Source organism: Roseovarius sp. A-2 (assembly GCF_002072155.1).
GTDB lineage: Bacteria > Pseudomonadota > Alphaproteobacteria > Rhodobacterales > Rhodobacteraceae > Roseovarius.
In genome coordinates this window covers 609937-628915 of sequence record NZ_BDIY01000001.1, presented here as the reverse complement: position 1 = coordinate 628915, position 18979 = coordinate 609937, and the positions used below count along the sequence as shown (strand labels likewise).

Genomic DNA, 18979 nt, shown 5'->3' with positions numbered 1-18979 from the left:
CCCTCCCTCAACCGGCGCGCTGTTGCGCCCGCTCGATGGCACGGCGCAGGAGCACACCCGCCACATGTTTCTTGAACGCGGCCGGTCCGCGATTGTCGGCCATCGGCTCGATCGCGCCCAGCATGGCCGCGACCGCACCCTCGACATCGCCACCCGCCAGTGCCGTGCCCGCGTCCTCGGACCAGATCGGCGTATCCGCCAGGTTGGTCATCGCGACCGAGGCTGTGCCATTCCCGATCAGCACCGCCGTCGCCGCCGTGGCATAGTCTCCGATCTTGCGCTTTTGCTTTTCATAGGCATAACCCGTACCCTGCACGGGCAGCGGGATACGGATCTGCGTGAGAATTTCCTCGTCACCCCGCGCGGTGAAATAGGCCGCCTCGTAGAACGCGCGCGCCGCCACCTCGCGTGTGCCCTCCGGCCCCACCAACTCGAACCGTGCATCCACGCATTGCATCAGCCCCGGCATGTCATTGCCCGGATCGCCATTGGCAACATTGCCGCCCACCGTCCCCAGATAGCGCACCTGCGGATCGGCGATCTGCAACGCGGCCTCGCGCAGGATTGGCAGCACCCCGGCCAGCCCCTCATGCGTAATCAACTCGTGCTGCGTGACCATCGCGCCGATACGTGCCTCACCCCCGGCAATCTCAATGTCGCGCAGATCGTCGATGGCCTGCAAATCCACCAGATGCGCCAGATCGGCCATGCGCAGCTTCATCATCGGAATAAGGCTGTGGCCGCCCGCGATCACCCGTGCCTCGTCTCCATGCTGTTGCAAAATTCCGATGGCCGACGCGATATCGGTCGGCCGGTGATACTCGAACCCGGCTGGTATCATGTGATGTCCTCCCTGCGGCCCGTCACTCCAGACCGGCCATGGGTATCAAGCGCCGATGCCCGAACGCACTCAAATCAAGGGGAACAGTTCGCGCGGTTCATTTCACGAAATGCGAAATGGCTGCACGAATCGCGATCAAAGGCCCAATGCCTCGCGGATCGCCGTCAGGCGCGAGCGGCTGATCGGCACCTTGGAGAGCGCGGCCACCGTCTCGAAATAGCAGGTGCCGTTGTCCTTGTGCCGCTCAAAGCGCGAGACATGTACCGGGTTGACCAGGTAGCTTCGATGCACCCGCAGGAATCCCGCAGGGATCATCCTCGCCTCGGCCTCGGTGATCGACCAGGGGCAAAAGAGCTTGTCCTCGCCCTGATAGAGCACCGTGTAATGCCCCTCGGCACGGATCGCGGCGACGGCGGCGGCATCGGCAAAATGGGTCTGCCCATCGCGCTCATAAGGCAGGCGCGCGGAGGGTGTTGGGGGCACCGACACGCGCGGTGCCTCTGCGGGTTTCAGGAAGGTTACCCCGGTCAGCAGGAACGCGCCGCAGATCAGGAACACCGACACCGTGACCCCCATCGCCAGAATGCGATTGTCGAGCACCGGCCCCGCCCCGCCTGCCTGATCCGTCGCGACGAAACCAGTGAGAGCTATGGCCACGAAATGCACCGCGAAGACCGCGCAGCCGAAGCAGACCGTGCCGAGCAGGATGTTGCGATGCGTGCGCGCGTCATAGGCCACCCAGATCGCCAGCGATGAAAGGATCACCGAGGCAAGCGTCGCACTCACCACCTGCACCGGCCCCGACACCGCGCGGCAAATCTGCATCCCCGCCATGCCGATGTAATGCATCACCACAATCCCTAGCCCCACGATCACTCCCGCGCCAAGGATCACGCCTGGCGTGCGCCTGCGGAAATGCAGCAGCAAGAGCGCAAGACCCACCATCAGGATTGCAGCCAGCGCCGAGATCAGTGTGATCAGCGCGTCATAATAAAAAAGGATCGGCAGTTGCAGGCCCAGCATGGCCACGAAATGCATCGACCAGATGCCGCCGCCCAGCACCATGGCGGCCAGCGCCACCACCAGCTTGCGCCGCCCCTCGTCGAGATGCGACGCGCCGCGCGTCAGCGACAGCCCGGTAAACCCGGCCATCAGCGCCACGGCCAGAGACGCAGCAACCAGCCACGGATTATGCGAATAGTCGAGCACTTGCGTGATCCCCCGGCCCTGCCTGCATAGCCTAGCAAGGTGCGCGCAACGGCGCAATTTCCATACCACACCAGCACGCTGACGTGATGGCGTGACGACCTTAGAACACCGCGTGATCGCCCCGCCCCAGCGTGACCTCGCCACACGCCCCGTCTCGGGCGTGGCATCGGCGTCATAGCGTCCGGTCGCGGGGTCAAGGGCCAGCATGGATCGGGTCGCGTAATAACGCCCGATCCGCGACAACTGCACCTTGGCCTCAAGGCGCGGGTTCAACCACCCCCGAAGATCAGCCCTGCCACGATCCCGTCCATCAACCGCAGGGGCACATGGCGGAAATTCGGCGTCATCTCCAGCGCGCGAAACAGCATCCCGCCCTGCTCGAATTGGGTGATCACGGTGCCCGGGCCACCGATGGGCAGGACCCGGTTCCACAGCAACGGATCGCCCGGACAGCCCAGCATGTAGCGCGCAAGATTGTCGTCGCTCACCGGCTCGCACGCGGTCAACCGTCCGTCGCCAGACACGAGGAAGGGTTTGCCCGCGCGCAGCCGGCCCAACTGCCCGCAGAGACTTAAAGAACGCCGTCAGACGAATGATCGAATCCCGTAGCCCCGAGGCAGCCAGCGTCGCCTCCGCCGCCAGCTTGGCGCGCTGAAATTCCAGAGGCGGGCGCTGCACACAGATCGCCGAGAAGACCACGAAATGCGTGGCACCCGCCACCCGCGCCACGTGATCAACGGCCCAGGCATCGGCGGACGCGCCGCGATGCCATGCAGAAGATTACCGCGCCTGCGCCACGGTGCCGAAATGCAGATGCGCGCCCTTGGCCAATCCATGCCCACCATTCGCGTGATGGGATCGCAACACGCAATCCACCTTGTAGCCTGCCGCCAATGCCGAGACCACCACCGCGCGTCCGATGGTGCCCGTCGCGCTAGGTAAGAGCAGCCGCGTCATGGGCCGATGAAACTCGTGAAGGGAATGTAGCGTACCGCGTCGCCAGGCCGAATTTCCGCAGGCCCATCGGGCAGTTCCACCAACCCTTCTGCCCAGCTAAGCCCGCTGATCCGGCCCGAGCCTTCGGATCTGAACACCTCGGCGCGGCCCTCCCGGATGCGCGCGCGCAGGTATTCGCGGCGTCCCGGTTTCTTGCGCTTCTCGAAACCGGCGGGCACATCAAAGCCCTGCGGCGCGTGCCAGCCCGCCCCCGACAGAACCGCCATCGCGGGCCGCGCGAAGATCAGCGTGCAAACGAGCGCTGCGACCGGATTGCCCGGCAGGCCAAAGACAGGCGCGCCGCCCCACATGCCCAATGCCAGAGGTCGCCCCGGCTTGAGCGCAATCCGCCACTCCGCCATCGCCCCCGCCTCGTTCAAAAGCGCCGAGACGTGATCTTCATCCCCCGAGGAGGCACCGCCCGAGGTCAGGATCACATCCGCCTGCCGCGCACCCCGATCAAGCGCGGCGCGCAAGGCCGCCCGGTCATCGGCCACCCGGCCAAGGTCCACGACATCGTATCCCATCTGCCCCACCAGCGCCGTCAGCATCGGACGGTTGGCGTCATAGATCTGCCCCGCGCGCGCCGTCTCTCCCGGCTCAACCAACTCGTCGCCCGTAGAGATGACCGCCACGCGCAACCGTCCGAACACCGGCAAATCAGCCAGCCCGACAGCCGCACAAAGCGCGAGATCGGCAGGCGTCAGCACGCGCCCCGCCTCCAGCACGGTCGCGCCCGCCTCCACATCTTCGCCCGCACGGCGCGTGTTGGCCCCGGTCTTCAGCCCGCCGCGAAAGGCGATACGGCCCTCACCGAGCGTCACATCTTCTTGCAGGATCACCGTATCGACACCCTCCGGCAGCGCCGCACCGGTCAAAACCCGCACTGCATGCCCCGGCGGCACCGCGCCCGGATAGGGCACCCCTGCCGCCGCACGTCCGTCGACCAGCGGCAGAACCTGATCGCCCTCGCCAAGACTGTCATCGGCAAAGCCATAGCCATCCACCGCCGTATTGGCCTCGGGCGGGTTCGCCCGCTGCGCCACGACTGGCCCGGCCAGCACCCGCCCCGCCGCCTGCCCGAGCGGCACAACCTCCTGCCCCACCACCGCGCGCAACCGCGCGCGCAGCAGCGCCAGCGCGTCGCCCACCGGCGTCCAGTCCACGCCCGCAGGCAGCGCAAAACAATCGTCGCGCAGAGGCGGCGGCTTCAACTGATCGTCGCAGGCGCGCATCAGGTCCTCCTCATAGCCGACACCCAGCACCCAGCCTTCCTCTGCCGCCTCAGACGGCAGGTCCATCATCATGTCCCCAAGCCTTGCATCGGGCAAACGCGACAGCGCAAGCGATAGCAGCCTCACCTGTTCCCGGTCCCGGATCGCCCCGGGACCACGTTGCGCCACCGCCTGCCTGACCACGCGCTCAATCGTGCCCGGCCAGATTTCGGCCAGCACAACGCGCGCCGTCCGCCAATGCTCGAACGGCCAGACGGCGACCCCCTCCATCCGTCGCAGCCGTGACAGCATCGGCACTCCCATCAGCATTTGACTGCCAACGGTGGGACTGTAGCAGAGTTGAAAGCAACTGCTAGACGTGCGCGCAATACGGTCGCAGGTCCGCTTCTCCGGAACCTCATCGTAAAGGATACCCGTCTTTCGATAGGGAATGCCCGGCCAGCGGTCCCGATGCGTCTTGCCCCAGAACGGGCCAGGGCCGTCGAAGGCGGCGTTCATCTTCTCGGCCACATCAAAGCGATTATTCGCGCCTTGCCCGGAGTCCTCTATCCGCGCGGCCAGCCAGTCCCACAGCAGCAAAGGATCAACCGATCCGGTGATCGCCCGCGCAAAGCCGCGCGGATAACCGAAAGGAAAATCGAAGGCGGCCAGCACGCACCGCCCGGCTTTCATCTCCTGCTCGAACAACGCGGCGATGCAGGCCTCCGCCTCAATCCGGCTGCGGCAATAGATCGGCTCCTGCGGTTCACCCTCCCTCACAAGACCCAGCCATATGGCATCCTTGGAAGGTGTCTGAGATGCACGTTTGCACGCCGCCGACCAATCCACCACAAGGACTGTGTCGAATCCCGTCACAGCCCCACCTCTGCCAATATGAAATCCGCGATCCCCATCGTATCATTCAGATCGAACACCGGACGGTCCAGATCGAGCGCCACATCGCTCGCCACCGCGCGGATCGTCGGATCGCCGGGCGCGATCAGCGCGTTGCCCGTCTCGGCGCGAAATGCCTCGATCTTGGGGTGGCGGTCGCGCTTGTAGCCTTCGACCAGCACCAGATCGACCGGGCTCAGCTTTTGCAACAGCAGCTCTAGGGATGGCTCCCCCGTCTCGCGCAGCTCGTGCATCAGGGCAAAGCGGTTGCGCGACGCGAGCATCACCTCGCGCGCCCCCGCGACCCGGTGGCGATGGCTGTCCTTGCCCGAATGATCCACGTCGAACGTGTGATGCGCGTGTTTGACAGTCGAGACGGTATACCCCCGCCCGGTAATCTCGGCCACCAGCCGTTCCATCAGCCCGGTCTTGCCGGCATTCTTCCAACCGGTCACGCCGTATAATCTCATGCCCCTGCCCTCTGCTGCGCCTCGGCCAGATCCTCGGGCGTGTTGACGTTGAAGAAAGCATCCCCGTCCTCAAATAGCGCCTCGCGTCCGCCGTGCCTATCCGTCCACAGCACGACCTTGCGCAAGCCGTCCATCAACGCCGCGCGCAGATCGTCGCGCAGCGCCACCGGCCATAACCCGAATGTGGGATGCCGCACCTGACCGCCCCGGCTCATGGATTTGGTCTCTTCCTCCCCGCGCGGCGTGGCGGCGAGGACCAGCGGATGCGCCATGCCTGCCGCCGCCTCTTGCAGCCGCACCACCAGATTACAGGGAAAGAACGGCGTATCGGCGGCCACCGTCACGATTGCCTCGGCCCCCTCGCCCGCCGCCCAGTCGAGCCCGGCGAGCACCCCTGCCAGCGGCCCGGGATAATCGGCAATCGGGTCGGGCAGCACCGGCAGGCCGAACCGCGCGAATCGCTCCGGGGTGCCATTGGCATTGAGCGCCAGCGCGCCCACCTGAGGGCCAAGCCGCGCGAGCACATGATCGAGAATCACTCCCTCTCCCAACGCCAACAGCCCCTTGTCGCCACCGCCCATCCGCGTGGCCTGCCCACCGGCAAGGATCACTCCGAAAGGCGCGGTCATCCGTCGGCACTCTTGCGGCGATGCTTGGGGCTTTCTTCGGCCACGCTTGCGGGGTCCGCATCGCGCAAAACCCGCTCCTCTCCCGCAAGGCAGACGAACCGCCGCCCGCGCATCCGGCCGATCAGCGTTAGCCCCACCTGACGCGCGATCTCCACCCCCCAGGCGGTAAAGCCCGAGCGCGAGGCCAGCACCGGAATGCCCATCATCGCGGTCTTGATCACCATTTCCGAGGTCAGCCGCCCGGTGGTGTACAGGGTCTTGTCATCTGCCGCGGCACCCTCGCTGAGCATCCAGCCCGCGATCTTGTCCACCGCATTGTGACGGCCCACATCCTCCATATAGACCAGCGGCCGCGCGCCCTGACACAGCACCGTACCATGAATCGCCCCGGCCTCGAGGTATAGCGACGGGGTGCGGTTGATCTTGGCGGCCAGCGCATAGAGGTCCGAGGTCTTCACCTCGACCTCAGGCAGGCGCACACCCTCCAGCCCCTCCATCATGTCGCCAAAGACCGTGCCCACGGCACAGCCACTCGTGCGGGTCTTCTTCTTGAGCTTTTCCTCATAGCTGGTCTGCCCATCGGTGCGCACCACGACGGTCTCAAGATCCTCGTCGTAATCGACCCCGCGCACCACCTCGCCAGTCGCCAGCATCCCCTGATTGCGCAGAAACCCCAGCGCCAGATATTCGGGATAATCGCCGATGGTCATCGCCGTCACGATCTCCTGCCCGTTCAGAAAGATCGTCAGCGGGCGCTCCTCAACCACCGAGATGCTCGCGCGTGCGCCCTCATGGTCCACCCCCTCGACCGCGCGCGTCAGGCGCGGCGCGGCGGGGTCCGGCGCGATCACGTAACCGGACAGGTCATCGCTCTGGGCCAATTGCATCTCCTCCTTGCATTGGATAGGCGGTGTCGGGACAGGCGACAACTCGGGGGCGGACGGTGCCAACTCAAACCACCAAATCGACCTATTGGCAAGGCGTGCGCGACGGCGCACCCTTCATCCTCGTGATCGTGCCGTTCTCGCTACTATTTGGCGTGGTCGCGACCGAGGCCGGGCTCAACATGCTGGAAACCATGAGCTTTTCGGTTTTGGTCATCGCAGGCGCCGCACAGTTCACCGCGCTGCAACTGCTGACCGACGGCGCGCCCACGCTGATCGCGCTCGTCTCGGCGCTCGCGGTCAACCTGCGCATGGCGATGTATTCGGCCTCGCTCACCCCGTGGATCGGCGAGGCCACGCTCGGCCAGCGCGCGGTTGCCGCCTATTTCACGGTGGATCAGAGCTATGCCTGCGCCATCACCGCCTTCGAGCGCAACCCGGGCTGGAGCATCACGCAGCGATTGGCCTATTTCTTCGGGGTGGTCACGCCGATCTGCCCGCTCTGGTATCTCTTCACATTCATCGGCGCGCTGGTCGGCACCTCGATCCCGCAGGGTCTTGCGCTCGATTTCGCCCTGCCGATCACGTTTCTCGCGATGATCGGTCCGATGCTGCGCACGCCTGCCCATGTATTGGCGGCTCTGATCTCGGTCGTCACCGCCCTCGTCTTCGCCTTTCTGCCCTATAATCTCGGGCTGCTGGTCGCAGGCGTTGTCGGCATGATGACCGGCGCGCAGGCCGAACTTTGGCTCGAACAGCGCAAGGCGGCCCGCCAATGAATATCGAAACCGCAGACCTCTGGTTCGTGATCATCGGCCTTGGCCTCGGCAGCTTCGGACTGCGCTTCGTCTTCACCGGGCTGGTGGGCAACCGTCCCCTGCCGCCGTGGCTGCTGCGCCACCTGCGCTACACGGCCGTGGCGGTCCTGCCGGGGCTGGTGGCCCCCCTCGTGGTCTGGCCCGCCGCAACCGGCGACAGCCTTGATGCCCCGCGCATGGCTGCCGCCCTCGTCACCCTCGCCGCAGGCTATTTCCTGCGCAACGTGATCGCCGCCATCGTCCTCGGCGGGGTCACGCTCTATGGCGGTCTCGCCCTCCTCGGCTGACGGCTTCATCTTGCCAAAAATATTCCGGGGGAGTCGCGCCCGGCGCGACGGGGGCAGCGCCCCCTACTCTTTCGGGGCCGCCGCGCGCCGCAGCCGGTCGTTGATTGCCCGCCCCAGCCCGGTCTCGGGGATGGGCGAGACGGCGATGCCCTCGGCCCCCATCGCGTCAAGCGCGTGCAGATGATGAAAGAGATGGGCCGCAGCCTCGGTCAGATCGCCCGCCCGCGACAGATTGAGATCGGCCTCGACCGGGCCAAAGCCCAGCATCACCTCGCCCGGGCGCGGAGCATCCGCCCCAAGCCGCACTCGCGCGCCCGGCGCATAATGCGACCGCATCTGCCCCGGCGCGCTCAGCGCCGCGCCCTCGGCGCGCCGGGCAATGGACTGGCCCAATGCCGCCTCCAGCGCCTCGACCGGCACGCCGCCGGGGCGCAAAAGCACCGGCTCGCCCTCCAGCCCCAGAATCGTTGATTCCACGCCTACCGGACAGGCCCCGCCATCGACCACCGCCTCGATCCGCCTTGCAAGGCCCGCCATCACATGCGCCGCCTCCGTGGGGCTGATCCGGCCCGACGGGTTGGCCGAGGGGGCCGCAACCGGCCCGCCAAATTCGGTCAACAGCGCGTGCGCCACCGGATGCGCGGGCACCCGTATGGCCAGCGTCGGCAGATCGGCGGTGACCAGCGGCGACAGCCCCGCCCCCCCACGCAGCGGCAGGACCAGGGTCAGCGGCCCCGGCCAGAACGCGCTCGCCACGATCTCGGCGGTGTCCGACCACGCGACGTAATCCCGCGCCCGCGCCGCGCTCTCGACATGCACGATCAAGGGGTTGAAGCGCGGCCGCCCCTTGGCCTCGAAAATCCGCGCCACCGCCAGATCGTCGCGCGCATCCGCGCCAAGCCCGTAAACCGTCTCAGTCGGAAACGCCACAAGGCCACCGGCACGCCAGATCGCGGCAGCGCGGTCAAATCCCGCAGTATCGGCTTGCAATAATTCGGTTGCATTTGGCATATACGTCCCCTGACCTGACGCGGCGTTTTGGTTGTCGTCCCGGCACCTTGGGGTACTCTAGACCCTGCGCCGGGGATTACAGCCGTTCAGAACGGATGCCAAGCCGCGCCAGAAACAGAAAGGATGATCGACATGCCCTATCGCGCGCCGGTGTCAGAATATCAGTTCCTCTTCGATCACGTCATAGGCCTTCATCAGGTGACGGCGACCGAGCGTTTCGCCGAGGCGACGCCCGACATGACCGCCGCCATCCTCACCGAGGCGGGACGCATGAGCGAGGAAGTACTCTATCCGCTGCAACGCGCCGGTGACCTGCATCCCGCGCGGCTGGAAAACGGCGTGGTGCGCACGCCGCCGGGCTATGCCGAGGGTTACCGCGCCATCGCCGAAGGGGGCTGGGTATCGATCAGCGCGCATCCCGATCATGGCGGCATGGGCCTGCCGATGACGCTGACCACCGCCGTCAACGAGATGATGTCCTCGGCCTGCCTGTCGCTGCAACTGGCCCCGCTGATGACGCAAGGCCAGATCGAGGCCCTGGAGCATCACGCCTCGGACGCGCTCAAGGCGCTCTACCTGCCCAAGCTGGTCAGCGGGACATGGGCCGGCACGATGAACCTGACCGAGCCGCAGGCGGGCTCGGATGTGGGCGCGCTGCGCACCCGCGCCGAGGATAACGGCGACGGCACCTATGCGATCACCGGGCAGAAGATCTATATCTCCTGGGGCGACAACGATTTCACCGAGAATGTCTGTCACCTCGTGCTTGCCCGCCTGCCCGACGGCGTGCCGGGCACCAAGGGGATCAGCCTCTTTCTGGTGCCGAAGCTCCTTCCCGACGCCGAGGGCAATCCGGGACGCGCCAACAGCCTCAAAGTCGTGAGCCTCGAGCACAAAATGGGCCTGCATGGCAGCCCCACGGCGGTGATGCAATATGACGGTGCCACCGGCTGGCTGGTGGGCGAGGCGCATCAGGGCATGCGCGCCATGTTCACGATGATGAACAACGCCCGCCTCGGCGTGGGCGGTCAGGGCATCGGCGTGGCCGAAGGGGCCTTTCAGCACGCGCTCGCCTATGCGCAGGACCGCAAGCAGGGCCGCACCCCGGACACGGACAATCCTGACACGATCATCGGCCACGCCAATGTGCGCCGCATGCTGGCCGGCATGAAATCCGAGATCTTCGCCGCCCGCGCCATCGCCCTCGCCTGCGCGCAGGCCATCGACATGGAGACGGCGACGGGGGCCAAACACTGGGCCGCACGCGCGGCACTCCTGACACCCATTGCCAAAGTCTGCGGCACCGAGACCGGTATCGGCGTGGCCAATACCGGTGTGCAACTGCATGGCGGCATGGGCTACATTGAGGAAACCGGCGCGGCGCAATACCTGCGCGACGTGCGCGTCACCGCGATCTACGAAGGCACCAACGGCATTCAGGCAATGGATCTGGTGGGCCGCAAGCTGATGGACGGGGGCGAGGCCGCCTTTGCCCTGATCGACGAAATGCAGGCAGCGGCAGAGGCCGCGCGCAGCGCTCTGCCCGACCTTGCCGAATCCGTCTGGCAGGCGACCGAGAGCCTCCGCGAGGCGACCGACTGGATGTTGGCGCAGGATGACATGACACAGCGTTTTGCCGGTGCGATCCCATACCTGCGCGGCTTTGCCCGCATCCTCGGCGCGCATTTCCACCTCAAGGCGGCGCAGGCCGAAGGCGGCGATGGCGCGCGCGCAAGGCTGGCCCGCTTCTACATCACCCGGCTCCTGCCCGATCATGCCGGGCATCTGGCGCATGCCACGGCAGGGGCGGCGGACCTCTACGCGCTCACGCCCGAGGATTTCGCAGCCTGATGGATGGCGGCGCGCATATCCGCCACCCGTGGCCCGAACCGCCCGCCCAAGGCACGGCGACCGAGATCGCGCCCGGCCTGCTTTGGCTGCGCCTGCCGCTGCCGATGGTGCTTGATCACGTAAATGTCTACGCGCTCGACGAGGGCGACAGCTGGACGCTGATCGACACCGGCATTCATTCGAAACGCAGCGTCGCACTGTGGGAGGGTATTCTGGCCGGGCCCTTGCAAGGCAAGCCCGTCTCCCGCGTGATCCTGACCCATCACCACCCAGACCATATCGGCATGGCGGGCTGGTTCATGGAACGCTTCGGAGCCGATCTCTGGGCCTCACGCACCAGCTGGCTTCTGGCGCGTCTGCTGATCCTCGACGAGGAGGAGCGCCCCACCCCGCAGGCGCTTGCCTTTTCCCGCGCGGGCGGAATGGACCCGGAGATCTATGAGCACCGCAAGAATGAGCGCCCCTATAATTTCGCCGATATCTGCGCTCCGATCCCGGTTGGCTATACAAGGTTGATAGAGGGCAACGTGATCCGCGCGGGCGGGCGCGACTGGGATGTGCGCATGGGCGGCGGGCACGCGCCCGAACATGTCACGCTCTGGTCACGTGACGACAATCTGGTCATCGCGGGCGATCAGATCCTGCCCGGCATCAGCCCCAATATCGGCGTCTACCCGACCGAGCCATTGGCCGATCCGCTGTCGGACTGGCTGGCCGCCTGCGACCAGCTGGCGGTGCATGCCCGCGACGATCAACTGGTACTGCCGGGCCACAAGCTGCCCTTCACCGGCCTGCCCCTGCGCATGGCACAACTCAGCGGCAATCACCACGCCGCGCTCGACCGGTTGCGCGTGTTTCTCACCGAAGCGCATACCGCCGCCGACTGCTTTGCGCTCCTCTTCAAGCGCCGCATCGACCGGGGCACCTATGGGCTCGCGCTGGTCGAGGCCGTTGCGCATCTCAACCATTTGCTGCACGCTGGCGAAGTCACCCGCTGGCGCCGCGCCGACGAGGCTTGGCTCTGGCAGATCAAGGACGAGTAGCCGGGAGAAAACTTGATGGGGAACGAGATCGACACCAGCGCCGAACATGCCGAAGCCGCGGCGATGCCGCGCGCCCACGAGGTGCATTCCGACCCCGACCAACCCTGTATAGACAGCGCCGCCAAATCGCTTGCGCAACAGCCGGTCGATGGCAAGAGCGTCGCGCAATGGGCCTATGAACGGCTGATCCTCTATATCCAGAACTTCGAGAAGACGCTGGACGAGGAACACGAGGTCGCCATGGGATTCGCCGGTGGCGATGCGGGCGTGATCCGGATCGAGGGGATGGGTTATTTCGATCCCGACATCATCACCTTTTACGGGCAGGATCAGATGGGCATGCGCACGCAACTGGTGCAGCATGTCAGTCAGTTGAATGTGATGCTCCGCGCCCTTCCGAAAAAGGCTCCGGCCGAGGCCCCGATGCGCATCGGCTTTCGCCTCGCGCAGGATCTCGAACAGGGCTGAGAACTGCGACAGCTTGGGGCGTGACAGGCGGCGGCGAATGCAGTAATCACGGGCGGAAACATGGGTTCAGCGAACAAGGGAACACGCGACATGGCCGAGCACAAGCATGGTGAGATGAATACCGACGTACAGGAGAAGACATTCGAGGGCTTCATCAAGTCCGTGACCTGGTCGGCGGGCGTGGTCGTCGTGCTCCTGCTCTTCATTGCAGCGGTCAACGGCTGATCCAGCACCCCGAATACGGGCGAATGTGATGCGGGTACTGGTTTTGGCGCTTGTCGCCACGGGGATTCTGGCAGGCTGTGCCGCCGAGGCGGTCTGGGCCCCGGACGAGGCTGTGACGCGTGCCGCCTACCGGCATGAAGGTCCGCCGCGCCTGACAGTCTTCACCATGATCAACAACGAGTCCGGCGCGGGCATGCATACCTCGCTGATGATCAACGGCGCGCAGCGGGTGATCTTCGACCCGGCCGGCAGCTTCCACCACGAGACGATCCCCGAGCGTCACGACGTGCTCTATGGCATCACGCCGCAGGTCGCCGATGTCTACACGCGCTACCACGCACGCAAGACCTATCACGTGCAGATCCAACGCCTTGATGTGTCACCGGAACTGGCTGCGCGCGCCATGCAACTGGTGCAGGCCAACGGTCCGGTGGCCCCCTCGCAATGCGCGCTTGCGACCTCACGCATCCTCGGCGAGCTTTTTCCTGGACAGGTGCGCAGCTCATGGTTCCCGCGCAAGACCGCCGCAGATTTCGGCAAGATCACCGGCGTGACCGAGGAAAAGCTTTACGAATATGACGGCGACGACAATTCCAATGTCCTCGCCGAATGGAACCCGACCCGCGCCGCAGCGCAGTAACCCGCCGCCGGGCGCGCATCATTGCCGGAACCGGCGGCGATCAGTCCTGCACGTTTTCGTCCTCGGTGGCGCCGCGCACGCCCATGAGTTGATCCATGCTCACCGACGGCTGATCGCAGCCGGCCTCGCCGACGATCCTGGCGGGCACGCCGGCCACGGTCTTGCACGGCGGCACCTCTTCGAGCACGACCGAGCCTGCGGCGATGCGGCTGCAATTGCCCACCTTGATATTGCCCAGCACCTTGGCACCCGCGCCTATGAGCACCCCGTTGCCGATCTTGGGGTGGCGGTCCTCTTCTTCCTTGCCGGTGCCGCCCAATGTCACCGAATGCAGCATAGAAACATTGTCGCCCACGACCGCCGTCTCACCGATGACGATGGAATGCGCGTGGTCGATCATGATGCCCTTGCCGATGCGGGCGGCGGGGTGAATGTCGACGCCGAACACCTCGGAGCAGCGCATCTGGAAAAACCGTGCCAGATCATAGCGCCCGGCATCCCACAGCCAATGCGCGATGCGGTAGGCCTGGATTGCCTGAAACCCCTTGAAGAACAGGAGCGGCAGCAGGAATCGGTCGCAGGCCGGATCACGGTCGTTCACCGCCACGATATCGGCGCGCGCCGCCAGCCCGATCATGTCGTCCGAGGCCAGCGCCTTGTCACATATTTCGCGCAGGATCTGCTCGGGCATCTCGCGCGAGCCGAGCTTGAGAGAGATACGGTAGGCCAGCGCCGATTCGAAATCGCCATGATGCAAAATGCTGGAATGGATGAGCCCGCCCAGAAGCGGCTCGTCACTGATCGCGGTCTCGGACTCGCGGGCGATACGCGCCCAGACGGGATCGAATTCGGCCAGTTTGGTCTTGGTATGTGCCACGGCTCATGCTCCTCTGGATGGGGTTCAGTATAGCAGATAGGCATGGGGCGTAAAATGCAAAGGCGTGACAGGGGGGATCAACAGAATGAATGAAACACGTGTTACGGAATTCCGGGCGTTGATCGAGAGCCTTCTGGCGGATTTGGAGCAGGACGACGCGCGCGGGCGCGACGGGCAGGCGACGGTAGAGCTGGATCAGCAGGCCGTCGGGCGACTGAGCCGCATGGATGCGTTGCAAAATCAGGCCATGGCCAAGGCGGGGCATGCAAGGCGGCAGGCCGAGCAAAGGCGGCTGATGGCAGCGCTCGCGCGGATCGACGAGGGGGAGTTCGGCTATTGCGAGGATTGCGGCGAGGAGATCGCCGAGGGGCGGTTGCGGCTTGACCCCGCCGCGCCGCGTTGCATTTCCTGTGCCAGTGGCTGAGATACCGAGACTTGCAAGGAGACGCCGATGCCCGCCGCCATCATCGTGAGCCACGGACAACCCTCTGACCCCGATCCGGCGCAGGTCGATCTGGAGCGGTTCAACGCGCAGGTTGCGGACGCCCTGCCCGGCTGGCATGTGGGGGCGGCAACATTGGCAAAACCCGGCGCGCTCGATGCCGCGCTGGACGCGGCGGGCCCTGCCCCTCTGGTCTATCCGCTCTTCATGACCGAGGGCTGGTTTACCGGCGACAACCTGCGAAAACGACTGAGCGAGGCACCGCAGGCGCGGGTGCTGCGCCCGCTTGGCGTGTCGTCCGAGTTGCCCGATCTCGCGGCTGACCTCTTGCGCCACGTGCTGGCCGGGCGCGGCTGGCAGGCGGGCGAGACGCAGCTTTTCATCGCCGGGCACGGATCAGGCCGCAGCCCGAATTCGGCGCGCGACACGCGGGCCTTTGCCGACGCCGTAGCGGCGCGAATGCGCTTTGCCGAGATGCGCGTGGGCTTTGTCGAGGAGCCGCCTTATCTGGCGGATCAGGCGGCGGGGCTGGGCGCACGGGCGATCTGCCTGCCGTTCTTTGCCGCGGTCTTGGGCCATGTGATCGACGACATCCCCCAGGCGCTGGACCGGGCCGGGTTTCAGGGCGTTCGGCTTGAACCCATAGGCTGCGCGCCGGGGGTGCCTGCGCTGGTGGCGCGCGCATTGCAGGCCGAGGCCGCTCAGACGCCCAGATAACGGTCGGTCAGCGCGGGCGAGAGCGCGGCAAAAGCACCGGACCAGACCGAGACGCCCTTTTCCAGCACCACGGCGCGGTCGGCGATGCGACCGAGTTCGGCCAGCGACTTGTCGACCACGATCAGCGCCATGCCGGTTTCGGATTTGAGCCGGGCGATGGCGGCCCAGATTTCCTGCCGCACTACGGGTGCCAGCCCCTCTGTCGCCTCGTCGAGGACCAGCAGGCGCGGGTTGGTCATCAGCGCCCGCCCGATGGCGAGCATCTGCTGCTCGCCGCCCGAGAGCGAGCCCGCCGATTGCGCGCGCCGTTCGCGCAGCCGAGGAAAGAGCCCCGCGACGCGGGCAAGGTCCCACTCGCCCGGGCGAGCGGCGGCGATCAGGTTTTCCTCGACCGTGAGGTTGGTGAAGCAGCGCCGCCCCTCTGGCACAAGGCCGATGCCTGCGCGCGCCGCGCGGTAGCTGGGCAGGCGGGCCATATCCTGCCCGTCGAACACGACCATGCCGCCGCGATGGCGAAGCAGGCGGCAGATCACCTTGATCGTGGTGGATTTGCCCATACCGTTGCGCCCCAGAAGGGCGAGCACCTCGCCCCCGTCCAGCGTCAGATCGACATCGAACAGCGCCTGCGAGGGGCCATAGAAGGCCGAGATATGCGAGAGGGTGAGCAGGCTCATGGCTGGGCGTCCTCTTGCCCGAGATAGGCGCGACGCACCTCCTCGTTGGCGCGGATTTCTGCCACCGGACCAGTGGCAATGATGCGTCCACCCACCAGCACGCTAATCCGGTCGGCAAGGGCAAAGACCGCATCCATGTCGTGCTCGACCAGTAGAATGGGCGTGCGGGCGCGCAACTCCGAGAGGAAGGTGATCAGCCGCTTTGAGCCTTCGGCGCCAAGGCCCGCCATCGGCTCGTCCATGACGAAGGCGCGGGGGGTGAGCGTGAGGGCGACGGCCAGTTCCAGCTGCCGCCGCTGACCGTGCGACAGGTCCGCCGTGCGCAACGCGCGGAATTCCGACAGGCCGACCTGATCGAGTGCGGTTTCTGCCGCCTCGCGCAGGGACGCGTCGCGCATCACGGGGCGCAGAAACCGCATCACGTCGCCGCGCCGCCCGAGCGCGCCGATCATTGCGTTCTGCAATACGGTGTAGTCCATCGCCAGCGAGGATATCTGGAAGGTGCGGCCCAAGCCGCGCCGCGCGCGGGCGGGGGTGTCGAGAGCGGTCACGTCCTGACCGTTCAGCCAGATCTGCCCCTGATCGGGGCGCAGCGCGCCCGCGATCTGCGCGATCAGCGTGGACTTACCCGCGCCATTGGGGCCAATGAGGGCGTGAATTTCGCCAGGGCGCAGGTCGAGCGTGATGTCGTCGCTCGCCAGCAGCCCGCCGAACGCCTTGGTGATGCCCCGCACGTCGATCACCGGCTCAGTCATGCGCCACCCCGCGCCCCGCGATCAGGCCATAGATGCCACCGCGCGCGAAGAGCACCACGCCGAGCAGGATCGCACCGAGATAGATGTGCCAGTACTCGCTCAGCCCGCCCAGCCAATGTTCCAATGCGATGAAAAGCGCGGCCCCCGCGACCGGGCCGAAGACGCGCCCGACCCCGCCGAGGATCACGAAAACCATGATCTCGCCCGAGGTCTGCCAGGACAGCATCACAGGGCTGACGAAGCGGTTGAGATCGGCAAAAAGCGCGCCCGCGAGGCCGGTGATCGCGCCCGAGATGACGAAGGCCGTGAGATACAGGCGGTATGGCCCCTGCCCCACCGCCTCGACCCGGGCGGGATTTTGCCGGGCGGCCCCCAGCATCAGTCCGAAGGGCGAGGCGGCAAGGCGCGAGACGATGAAGAGCACCAGCAGCAACAGCGCATAGCAGATCGCGAAGAACGTCAGCGGGTCCATCGTGTTGAGCCCCGCCATGCCGTTGCGGACGTAGATCGACAGCCCGTCCTCGCCGCCATAGGCGGGCCAGGAGATCGCGAAATAATAGAACATCTGACCAAAGGCGAGGGTGATCATGATGAAATAGACCCCGGTGGTGCGCAAGCTGAGCGCGCCGATGGCCAGCGCCGCCAGCGCGCTGACGAGGATTGCCACCAGCCAGATGACGGGCATCGACTTGGTGCCCTCGATCAGGACCGGCATCTCGATCAGCGGGATGTAGGTCTGCGCGTGATAGGCGAGAATGCCCATGGCATAGCCACCAAGGCCGAAGAAGGCCGCATGCCCGAGGCTGACCAGACCGCCCAGCCCAAGCGCCACGTTGAGCCCGACGCCCGCGATGGCGAGGATCACGGCGCGGGTGACGAGGGTGATGGTAAAGGGCTCATCGACCATCCACGCCCAGAGCGGGATCGCCAGCAGACCCAGGAGAAGGGCCGCGTTGAGCATCACCTCGCGCCTCATGCCGTTGCCCCGCCGAAAAGGCCCTTGGGCCGAAAGAGAAGCACACCGGCCATGAGCAGGTAGATCGCCATCGAGGCCAGCGCCGAGCCTGCTGTGGTGGCCGATGAGGCGTCCATGAAGAGGGCAAACGCCTGTGGCAGCAGAACCCGGCCCAAAGTGTCGGTCATGCCGACGAGGATCGCGCCTACCAAAGCCCCCTTGATCGAGCCGATGCCGCCGATCACGATGACCACGAAGGCGAGGATCAGCACCGGTTCGCCCATGCCGACCTGCACCGATTGAATCGCGCCGATGAGCGCGCCCGCCAGCCCCGCCAGTGCCGCGCCGAGAGCAAAGACCAGCGTGTAGAGCGCCGAGATATTGACGCCCAATGCGCCGATCATTTCGCGGTCATTCTCGCCCGCACGGATCTGGATGCCGATGCGGGTGCGTGCGATCATCCAGAACAGCCCCGCCGCCACCGCCAGCCCCGCGCCGATCAGCGCCAGACGATAGGCGGAATATTCGATACCGAGGGGCAGCGTCACCGTCCCCGACAGCCAGTCGGGCCGGTCGAGATAGAGCGGCACCGAGCCGTAGAGCCAGCGCGTGCCTTCCGAGAAGATGAGAATCAGCGCGAAAGTGGCCAGCACCTGATCGAGATGGTCGCGGTCATAGAGCCGCCGGATCACCGTCATCTCGACGATCACCCCGGCCAGTGCGGCCGCCGCGAGGCTGGCCACCAGTGCCAGCAGGAACGAGCCGGTCAGCCCCGCCACCGCCGCCGCCGCGAACGCCCCCACCATGTAGAGCGAGCCATGCGCGAGGTTGATCAGGCCCATGACGCCGAAGATCAGCGTCAAGCCGGCGGCCATCAGAAACAGCATGACCCCCAGTTGCAGCCCGTTGAGCGCCTGTTCGACCAGCAGGATCAGGGACATACGGCCCCCGCCCTGCGCGCCTGTCTCGTGATCGCCATGGCCTTCATTTTCTTTCGTGTCTCCCCTGCGGTCGCGATAATGCCCCGCCGCCGCATGTGGATAGCGGATTGAGCGATATGTGCAACTGCGGTCATGCCG

Annotated in this window: 23 protein-coding genes; 9 read left to right on the top strand and 14 right to left on the bottom strand. The window is 66.1% G+C overall.

All coding sequences use genetic code 11. The features are described 5' to 3' along the window. Nucleotides 1-7: 7 nt before the first annotated feature. The 8 genes from BHD06_RS03110 to BHD06_RS03080 all read right to left on the bottom strand — a co-directional run bounded on the left by BHD06_RS03110 (nt 8) and on the right by BHD06_RS03080 (nt 7140). Nucleotides 8-841, bottom strand: coding sequence for a xanthine dehydrogenase family protein subunit M (locus BHD06_RS03110; RefSeq protein WP_080455485.1), 834 nt, complete (start codon nt 839-841; stop codon nt 8-10). Between the two features lie 135 nt (nt 842-976). Continuing rightward, nucleotides 977-2050, bottom strand: coding sequence for an MHYT domain-containing protein (locus tag BHD06_RS03105; protein WP_080455484.1), 1074 nt, complete (start codon nt 2048-2050; stop codon nt 977-979). Between the two features lie 269 nt (nt 2051-2319). Beyond that, a complete protein-coding gene (locus tag BHD06_RS24175; RefSeq protein ID WP_254892287.1) occupies nt 2320-2607 on the bottom strand; it encodes a hypothetical protein in 288 nt (95 codons plus the stop codon). A 223-nt stretch (nt 2608-2830) separates the two neighbouring features. After that, nucleotides 2831-3007, bottom strand: a complete 177-nt coding sequence (locus BHD06_RS24170) for a hypothetical protein (protein WP_254892286.1) — start codon at nt 3005-3007, stop codon at nt 2831-2833. Next, on the bottom strand, nt 3004-5136 hold the full coding sequence (glp, locus tag BHD06_RS03095) for a gephyrin-like molybdotransferase Glp (protein WP_080455483.1): 2133 nt from the start codon (nt 5134-5136) through the stop codon (nt 3004-3006). Before glp ends, BHD06_RS24170 begins: the two co-directional genes overlap by 4 nt. Next, complete coding sequence (mobB, locus tag BHD06_RS03090; protein ID WP_080455482.1) at nt 5133-5624, bottom strand: molybdopterin-guanine dinucleotide biosynthesis protein B; 492 nt, start codon at nt 5622-5624, stop codon at nt 5133-5135. The genes glp and mobB overlap by 4 nt, the downstream gene beginning before the upstream one ends. Next, the gene (gene mobA, locus BHD06_RS03085; RefSeq protein ID WP_080455481.1) at nt 5621-6253 is read right to left on the bottom strand and encodes a molybdenum cofactor guanylyltransferase MobA; all 633 of its coding nucleotides are present in this window, start codon (nt 6251-6253) and stop codon (nt 5621-5623) included. The genes mobB and mobA overlap by 4 nt, the downstream gene beginning before the upstream one ends. Then, nucleotides 6250-7140: a formate dehydrogenase accessory sulfurtransferase FdhD gene (locus tag BHD06_RS03080; protein WP_080455480.1), complete on the bottom strand. Its 891-nt coding sequence runs from the start codon at nt 7138-7140 to the stop codon at nt 6250-6252. Before BHD06_RS03080 ends, mobA begins: the two co-directional genes overlap by 4 nt. 56 nt (nt 7141-7196) lie before the next feature. Here BHD06_RS03080 and BHD06_RS03075 point away from each other — a divergent pair, with 56 nt between their 5' ends. Beyond that, nucleotides 7197-7916, top strand: coding sequence for an AzlC family ABC transporter permease (locus BHD06_RS03075; protein WP_080455479.1), 720 nt, complete (start codon nt 7197-7199; stop codon nt 7914-7916). Next, nucleotides 7913-8242 carry an AzlD domain-containing protein gene (locus tag BHD06_RS03070; RefSeq protein WP_080455478.1) on the top strand — a complete coding sequence of 110 codons (330 nt, stop codon included), beginning with the start codon at nt 7913-7915 and terminating at the stop codon, nt 8240-8242. The genes BHD06_RS03075 and BHD06_RS03070 overlap by 4 nt, the downstream gene beginning before the upstream one ends. A gap of 63 nt (nt 8243-8305) precedes the next feature. On the opposite strand, the gene BHD06_RS03065 is transcribed toward BHD06_RS03070, so the two are convergent. Beyond that, nucleotides 8306-9253 carry an L-threonylcarbamoyladenylate synthase gene (locus BHD06_RS03065; RefSeq protein ID WP_080455477.1) on the bottom strand — a complete coding sequence of 316 codons (948 nt, stop codon included), beginning with the start codon at nt 9251-9253 and terminating at the stop codon, nt 8306-8308. Between the two features lie 132 nt (nt 9254-9385). Here BHD06_RS03065 and BHD06_RS03060 point away from each other — a divergent pair, with 132 nt between their 5' ends. Genes BHD06_RS03060 through BHD06_RS03040 form a run of 5 tightly spaced genes read left to right on the top strand, consistent with a single transcriptional unit; the run spans nt 9386 to nt 13480 of the window. Next, on the top strand, nt 9386-11104 hold the full coding sequence (locus tag BHD06_RS03060) for an acyl-CoA dehydrogenase (protein ID WP_080455578.1): 1719 nt from the start codon (nt 9386-9388) through the stop codon (nt 11102-11104). Next, nucleotides 11104-12147, top strand: a complete 1044-nt coding sequence (locus tag BHD06_RS03055; protein ID WP_080455476.1) for an MBL fold metallo-hydrolase — start codon at nt 11104-11106, stop codon at nt 12145-12147. Before BHD06_RS03060 ends, BHD06_RS03055 begins: the two co-directional genes overlap by 1 nt. A gap of 15 nt (nt 12148-12162) precedes the next feature. After that, nucleotides 12163-12615, top strand: coding sequence for a DUF6173 family protein (locus BHD06_RS03050; protein ID WP_080455475.1), 453 nt, complete (start codon nt 12163-12165; stop codon nt 12613-12615). 60 nt (nt 12616-12675) lie between these two features. Next, on the top strand, nt 12676-12840 hold the full coding sequence (locus tag BHD06_RS03045; protein WP_254892285.1) for an aa3-type cytochrome c oxidase subunit IV: 165 nt from the start codon (nt 12676-12678) through the stop codon (nt 12838-12840). Between the two features lie 28 nt (nt 12841-12868). Beyond that, entirely contained in the window at nt 12869-13480 is a 612-nt protein-coding gene (locus BHD06_RS03040) for a hypothetical protein (protein ID WP_080455473.1), read from the top strand. A 40-nt stretch (nt 13481-13520) separates the two neighbouring features. Here the strand turns inward: BHD06_RS03040 and cysE are convergent, their stop codons facing one another. Continuing rightward, nucleotides 13521-14357, bottom strand: coding sequence for a serine O-acetyltransferase (gene cysE, locus BHD06_RS03035; protein WP_080455472.1), 837 nt, complete (start codon nt 14355-14357; stop codon nt 13521-13523). An 85-nt stretch (nt 14358-14442) separates the two neighbouring features. On the opposite strand from cysE, the gene BHD06_RS03030 reads away from it, so the two are divergent. Both BHD06_RS03030 and BHD06_RS03025 read left to right on the top strand, forming a co-directional pair. Beyond that, a complete protein-coding gene (locus BHD06_RS03030) occupies nt 14443-14781 on the top strand; it encodes a TraR/DksA C4-type zinc finger protein (RefSeq protein WP_080455471.1) in 339 nt (112 codons plus the stop codon). 27 nt (nt 14782-14808) lie between these two features. Further along, the gene (locus BHD06_RS03025; RefSeq protein ID WP_080455470.1) at nt 14809-15516 is read left to right on the top strand and encodes a CbiX/SirB N-terminal domain-containing protein; all 708 of its coding nucleotides are present in this window, start codon (nt 14809-14811) and stop codon (nt 15514-15516) included. Here BHD06_RS03025 and BHD06_RS03020 read toward each other — a convergent pair. From BHD06_RS03020 to BHD06_RS03005, 4 genes are read right to left on the bottom strand one after another with little or no spacing between them, the layout of a single operon-like run. Beyond that, nucleotides 15501-16190 (bottom strand): ABC transporter ATP-binding protein, encoded by a 690-nt coding sequence (locus BHD06_RS03020; RefSeq protein WP_080455469.1) that lies wholly within the window; start codon nt 16188-16190, stop codon nt 15501-15503. The genes BHD06_RS03025 and BHD06_RS03020 overlap by 16 nt on opposite strands. After that, nucleotides 16187-16945 (bottom strand): ABC transporter ATP-binding protein, encoded by a 759-nt coding sequence (locus tag BHD06_RS03015; RefSeq protein ID WP_080455468.1) that lies wholly within the window; start codon nt 16943-16945, stop codon nt 16187-16189. Before BHD06_RS03015 ends, BHD06_RS03020 begins: the two co-directional genes overlap by 4 nt. Next, on the bottom strand, nt 16938-17921 hold the full coding sequence (locus BHD06_RS03010) for a branched-chain amino acid ABC transporter permease (RefSeq protein WP_080455467.1): 984 nt from the start codon (nt 17919-17921) through the stop codon (nt 16938-16940). The genes BHD06_RS03015 and BHD06_RS03010 overlap by 8 nt, the downstream gene beginning before the upstream one ends. Further along, nucleotides 17918-18841 carry a branched-chain amino acid ABC transporter permease gene (locus BHD06_RS03005; RefSeq protein ID WP_080455466.1) on the bottom strand — a complete coding sequence of 308 codons (924 nt, stop codon included), beginning with the start codon at nt 18839-18841 and terminating at the stop codon, nt 17918-17920. Before BHD06_RS03005 ends, BHD06_RS03010 begins: the two co-directional genes overlap by 4 nt. Nucleotides 18842-18979 lie beyond the last annotated feature (138 nt).

What these genes read in the sequence shown, in the direction of transcription:
- BHD06_RS03110 (WP_080455485.1), bottom strand. Translation starts at nt 841, where the DNA reads ATGATACCAGCCGGGTTCGAGTATCACCGGCCGACCGATATCGCGTCG.
- BHD06_RS24170 (WP_254892286.1), bottom strand. Translation starts at nt 3,007, where the DNA reads ATGACGCGGCTGCTCTTACCTAGCGCGACGGGCACCATCGGACGCGCG.
- mobB (WP_080455482.1), bottom strand. Translation starts at nt 5,624, where the DNA reads ATGAGATTATACGGCGTGACCGGTTGGAAGAATGCCGGCAAGACCGGG.
- mobA (WP_080455481.1), bottom strand. Translation starts at nt 6,253, where the DNA reads ATGACCGCGCCTTTCGGAGTGATCCTTGCCGGTGGGCAGGCCACGCGG.
- BHD06_RS03080 (WP_080455480.1), bottom strand. Translation starts at nt 7,140, where the DNA reads ATGCAATTGGCCCAGAGCGATGACCTGTCCGGTTACGTGATCGCGCCG.
- BHD06_RS03070 (WP_080455478.1), top strand. Translation starts at nt 7,913, where the DNA reads ATGAATATCGAAACCGCAGACCTCTGGTTCGTGATCATCGGCCTTGGC.
- BHD06_RS03065 (WP_080455477.1), bottom strand. Translation starts at nt 9,253, where the DNA reads ATGCCAAATGCAACCGAATTATTGCAAGCCGATACTGCGGGATTTGAC.
- BHD06_RS03060 (WP_080455578.1), top strand. Translation starts at nt 9,386, where the DNA reads ATGCCCTATCGCGCGCCGGTGTCAGAATATCAGTTCCTCTTCGATCAC.
- BHD06_RS03055 (WP_080455476.1), top strand. Translation starts at nt 11,104, where the DNA reads ATGGATGGCGGCGCGCATATCCGCCACCCGTGGCCCGAACCGCCCGCC.
- BHD06_RS03050 (WP_080455475.1), top strand. Translation starts at nt 12,163, where the DNA reads ATGGGGAACGAGATCGACACCAGCGCCGAACATGCCGAAGCCGCGGCG.
- BHD06_RS03045 (WP_254892285.1), top strand. Translation starts at nt 12,676, where the DNA reads ATGGGTTCAGCGAACAAGGGAACACGCGACATGGCCGAGCACAAGCAT.
- BHD06_RS03040 (WP_080455473.1), top strand. Translation starts at nt 12,869, where the DNA reads ATGCGGGTACTGGTTTTGGCGCTTGTCGCCACGGGGATTCTGGCAGGC.
- BHD06_RS03030 (WP_080455471.1), top strand. Translation starts at nt 14,443, where the DNA reads ATGAATGAAACACGTGTTACGGAATTCCGGGCGTTGATCGAGAGCCTT.
- BHD06_RS03025 (WP_080455470.1), top strand. Translation starts at nt 14,809, where the DNA reads ATGCCCGCCGCCATCATCGTGAGCCACGGACAACCCTCTGACCCCGAT.
- BHD06_RS03020 (WP_080455469.1), bottom strand. Translation starts at nt 16,190, where the DNA reads ATGAGCCTGCTCACCCTCTCGCATATCTCGGCCTTCTATGGCCCCTCG.
- BHD06_RS03015 (WP_080455468.1), bottom strand. Translation starts at nt 16,945, where the DNA reads ATGACTGAGCCGGTGATCGACGTGCGGGGCATCACCAAGGCGTTCGGC.
- BHD06_RS03010 (WP_080455467.1), bottom strand. Translation starts at nt 17,921, where the DNA reads ATGAGGCGCGAGGTGATGCTCAACGCGGCCCTTCTCCTGGGTCTGCTG.
- BHD06_RS03005 (WP_080455466.1), bottom strand. Translation starts at nt 18,841, where the DNA reads ATGTCCCTGATCCTGCTGGTCGAACAGGCGCTCAACGGGCTGCAACTG.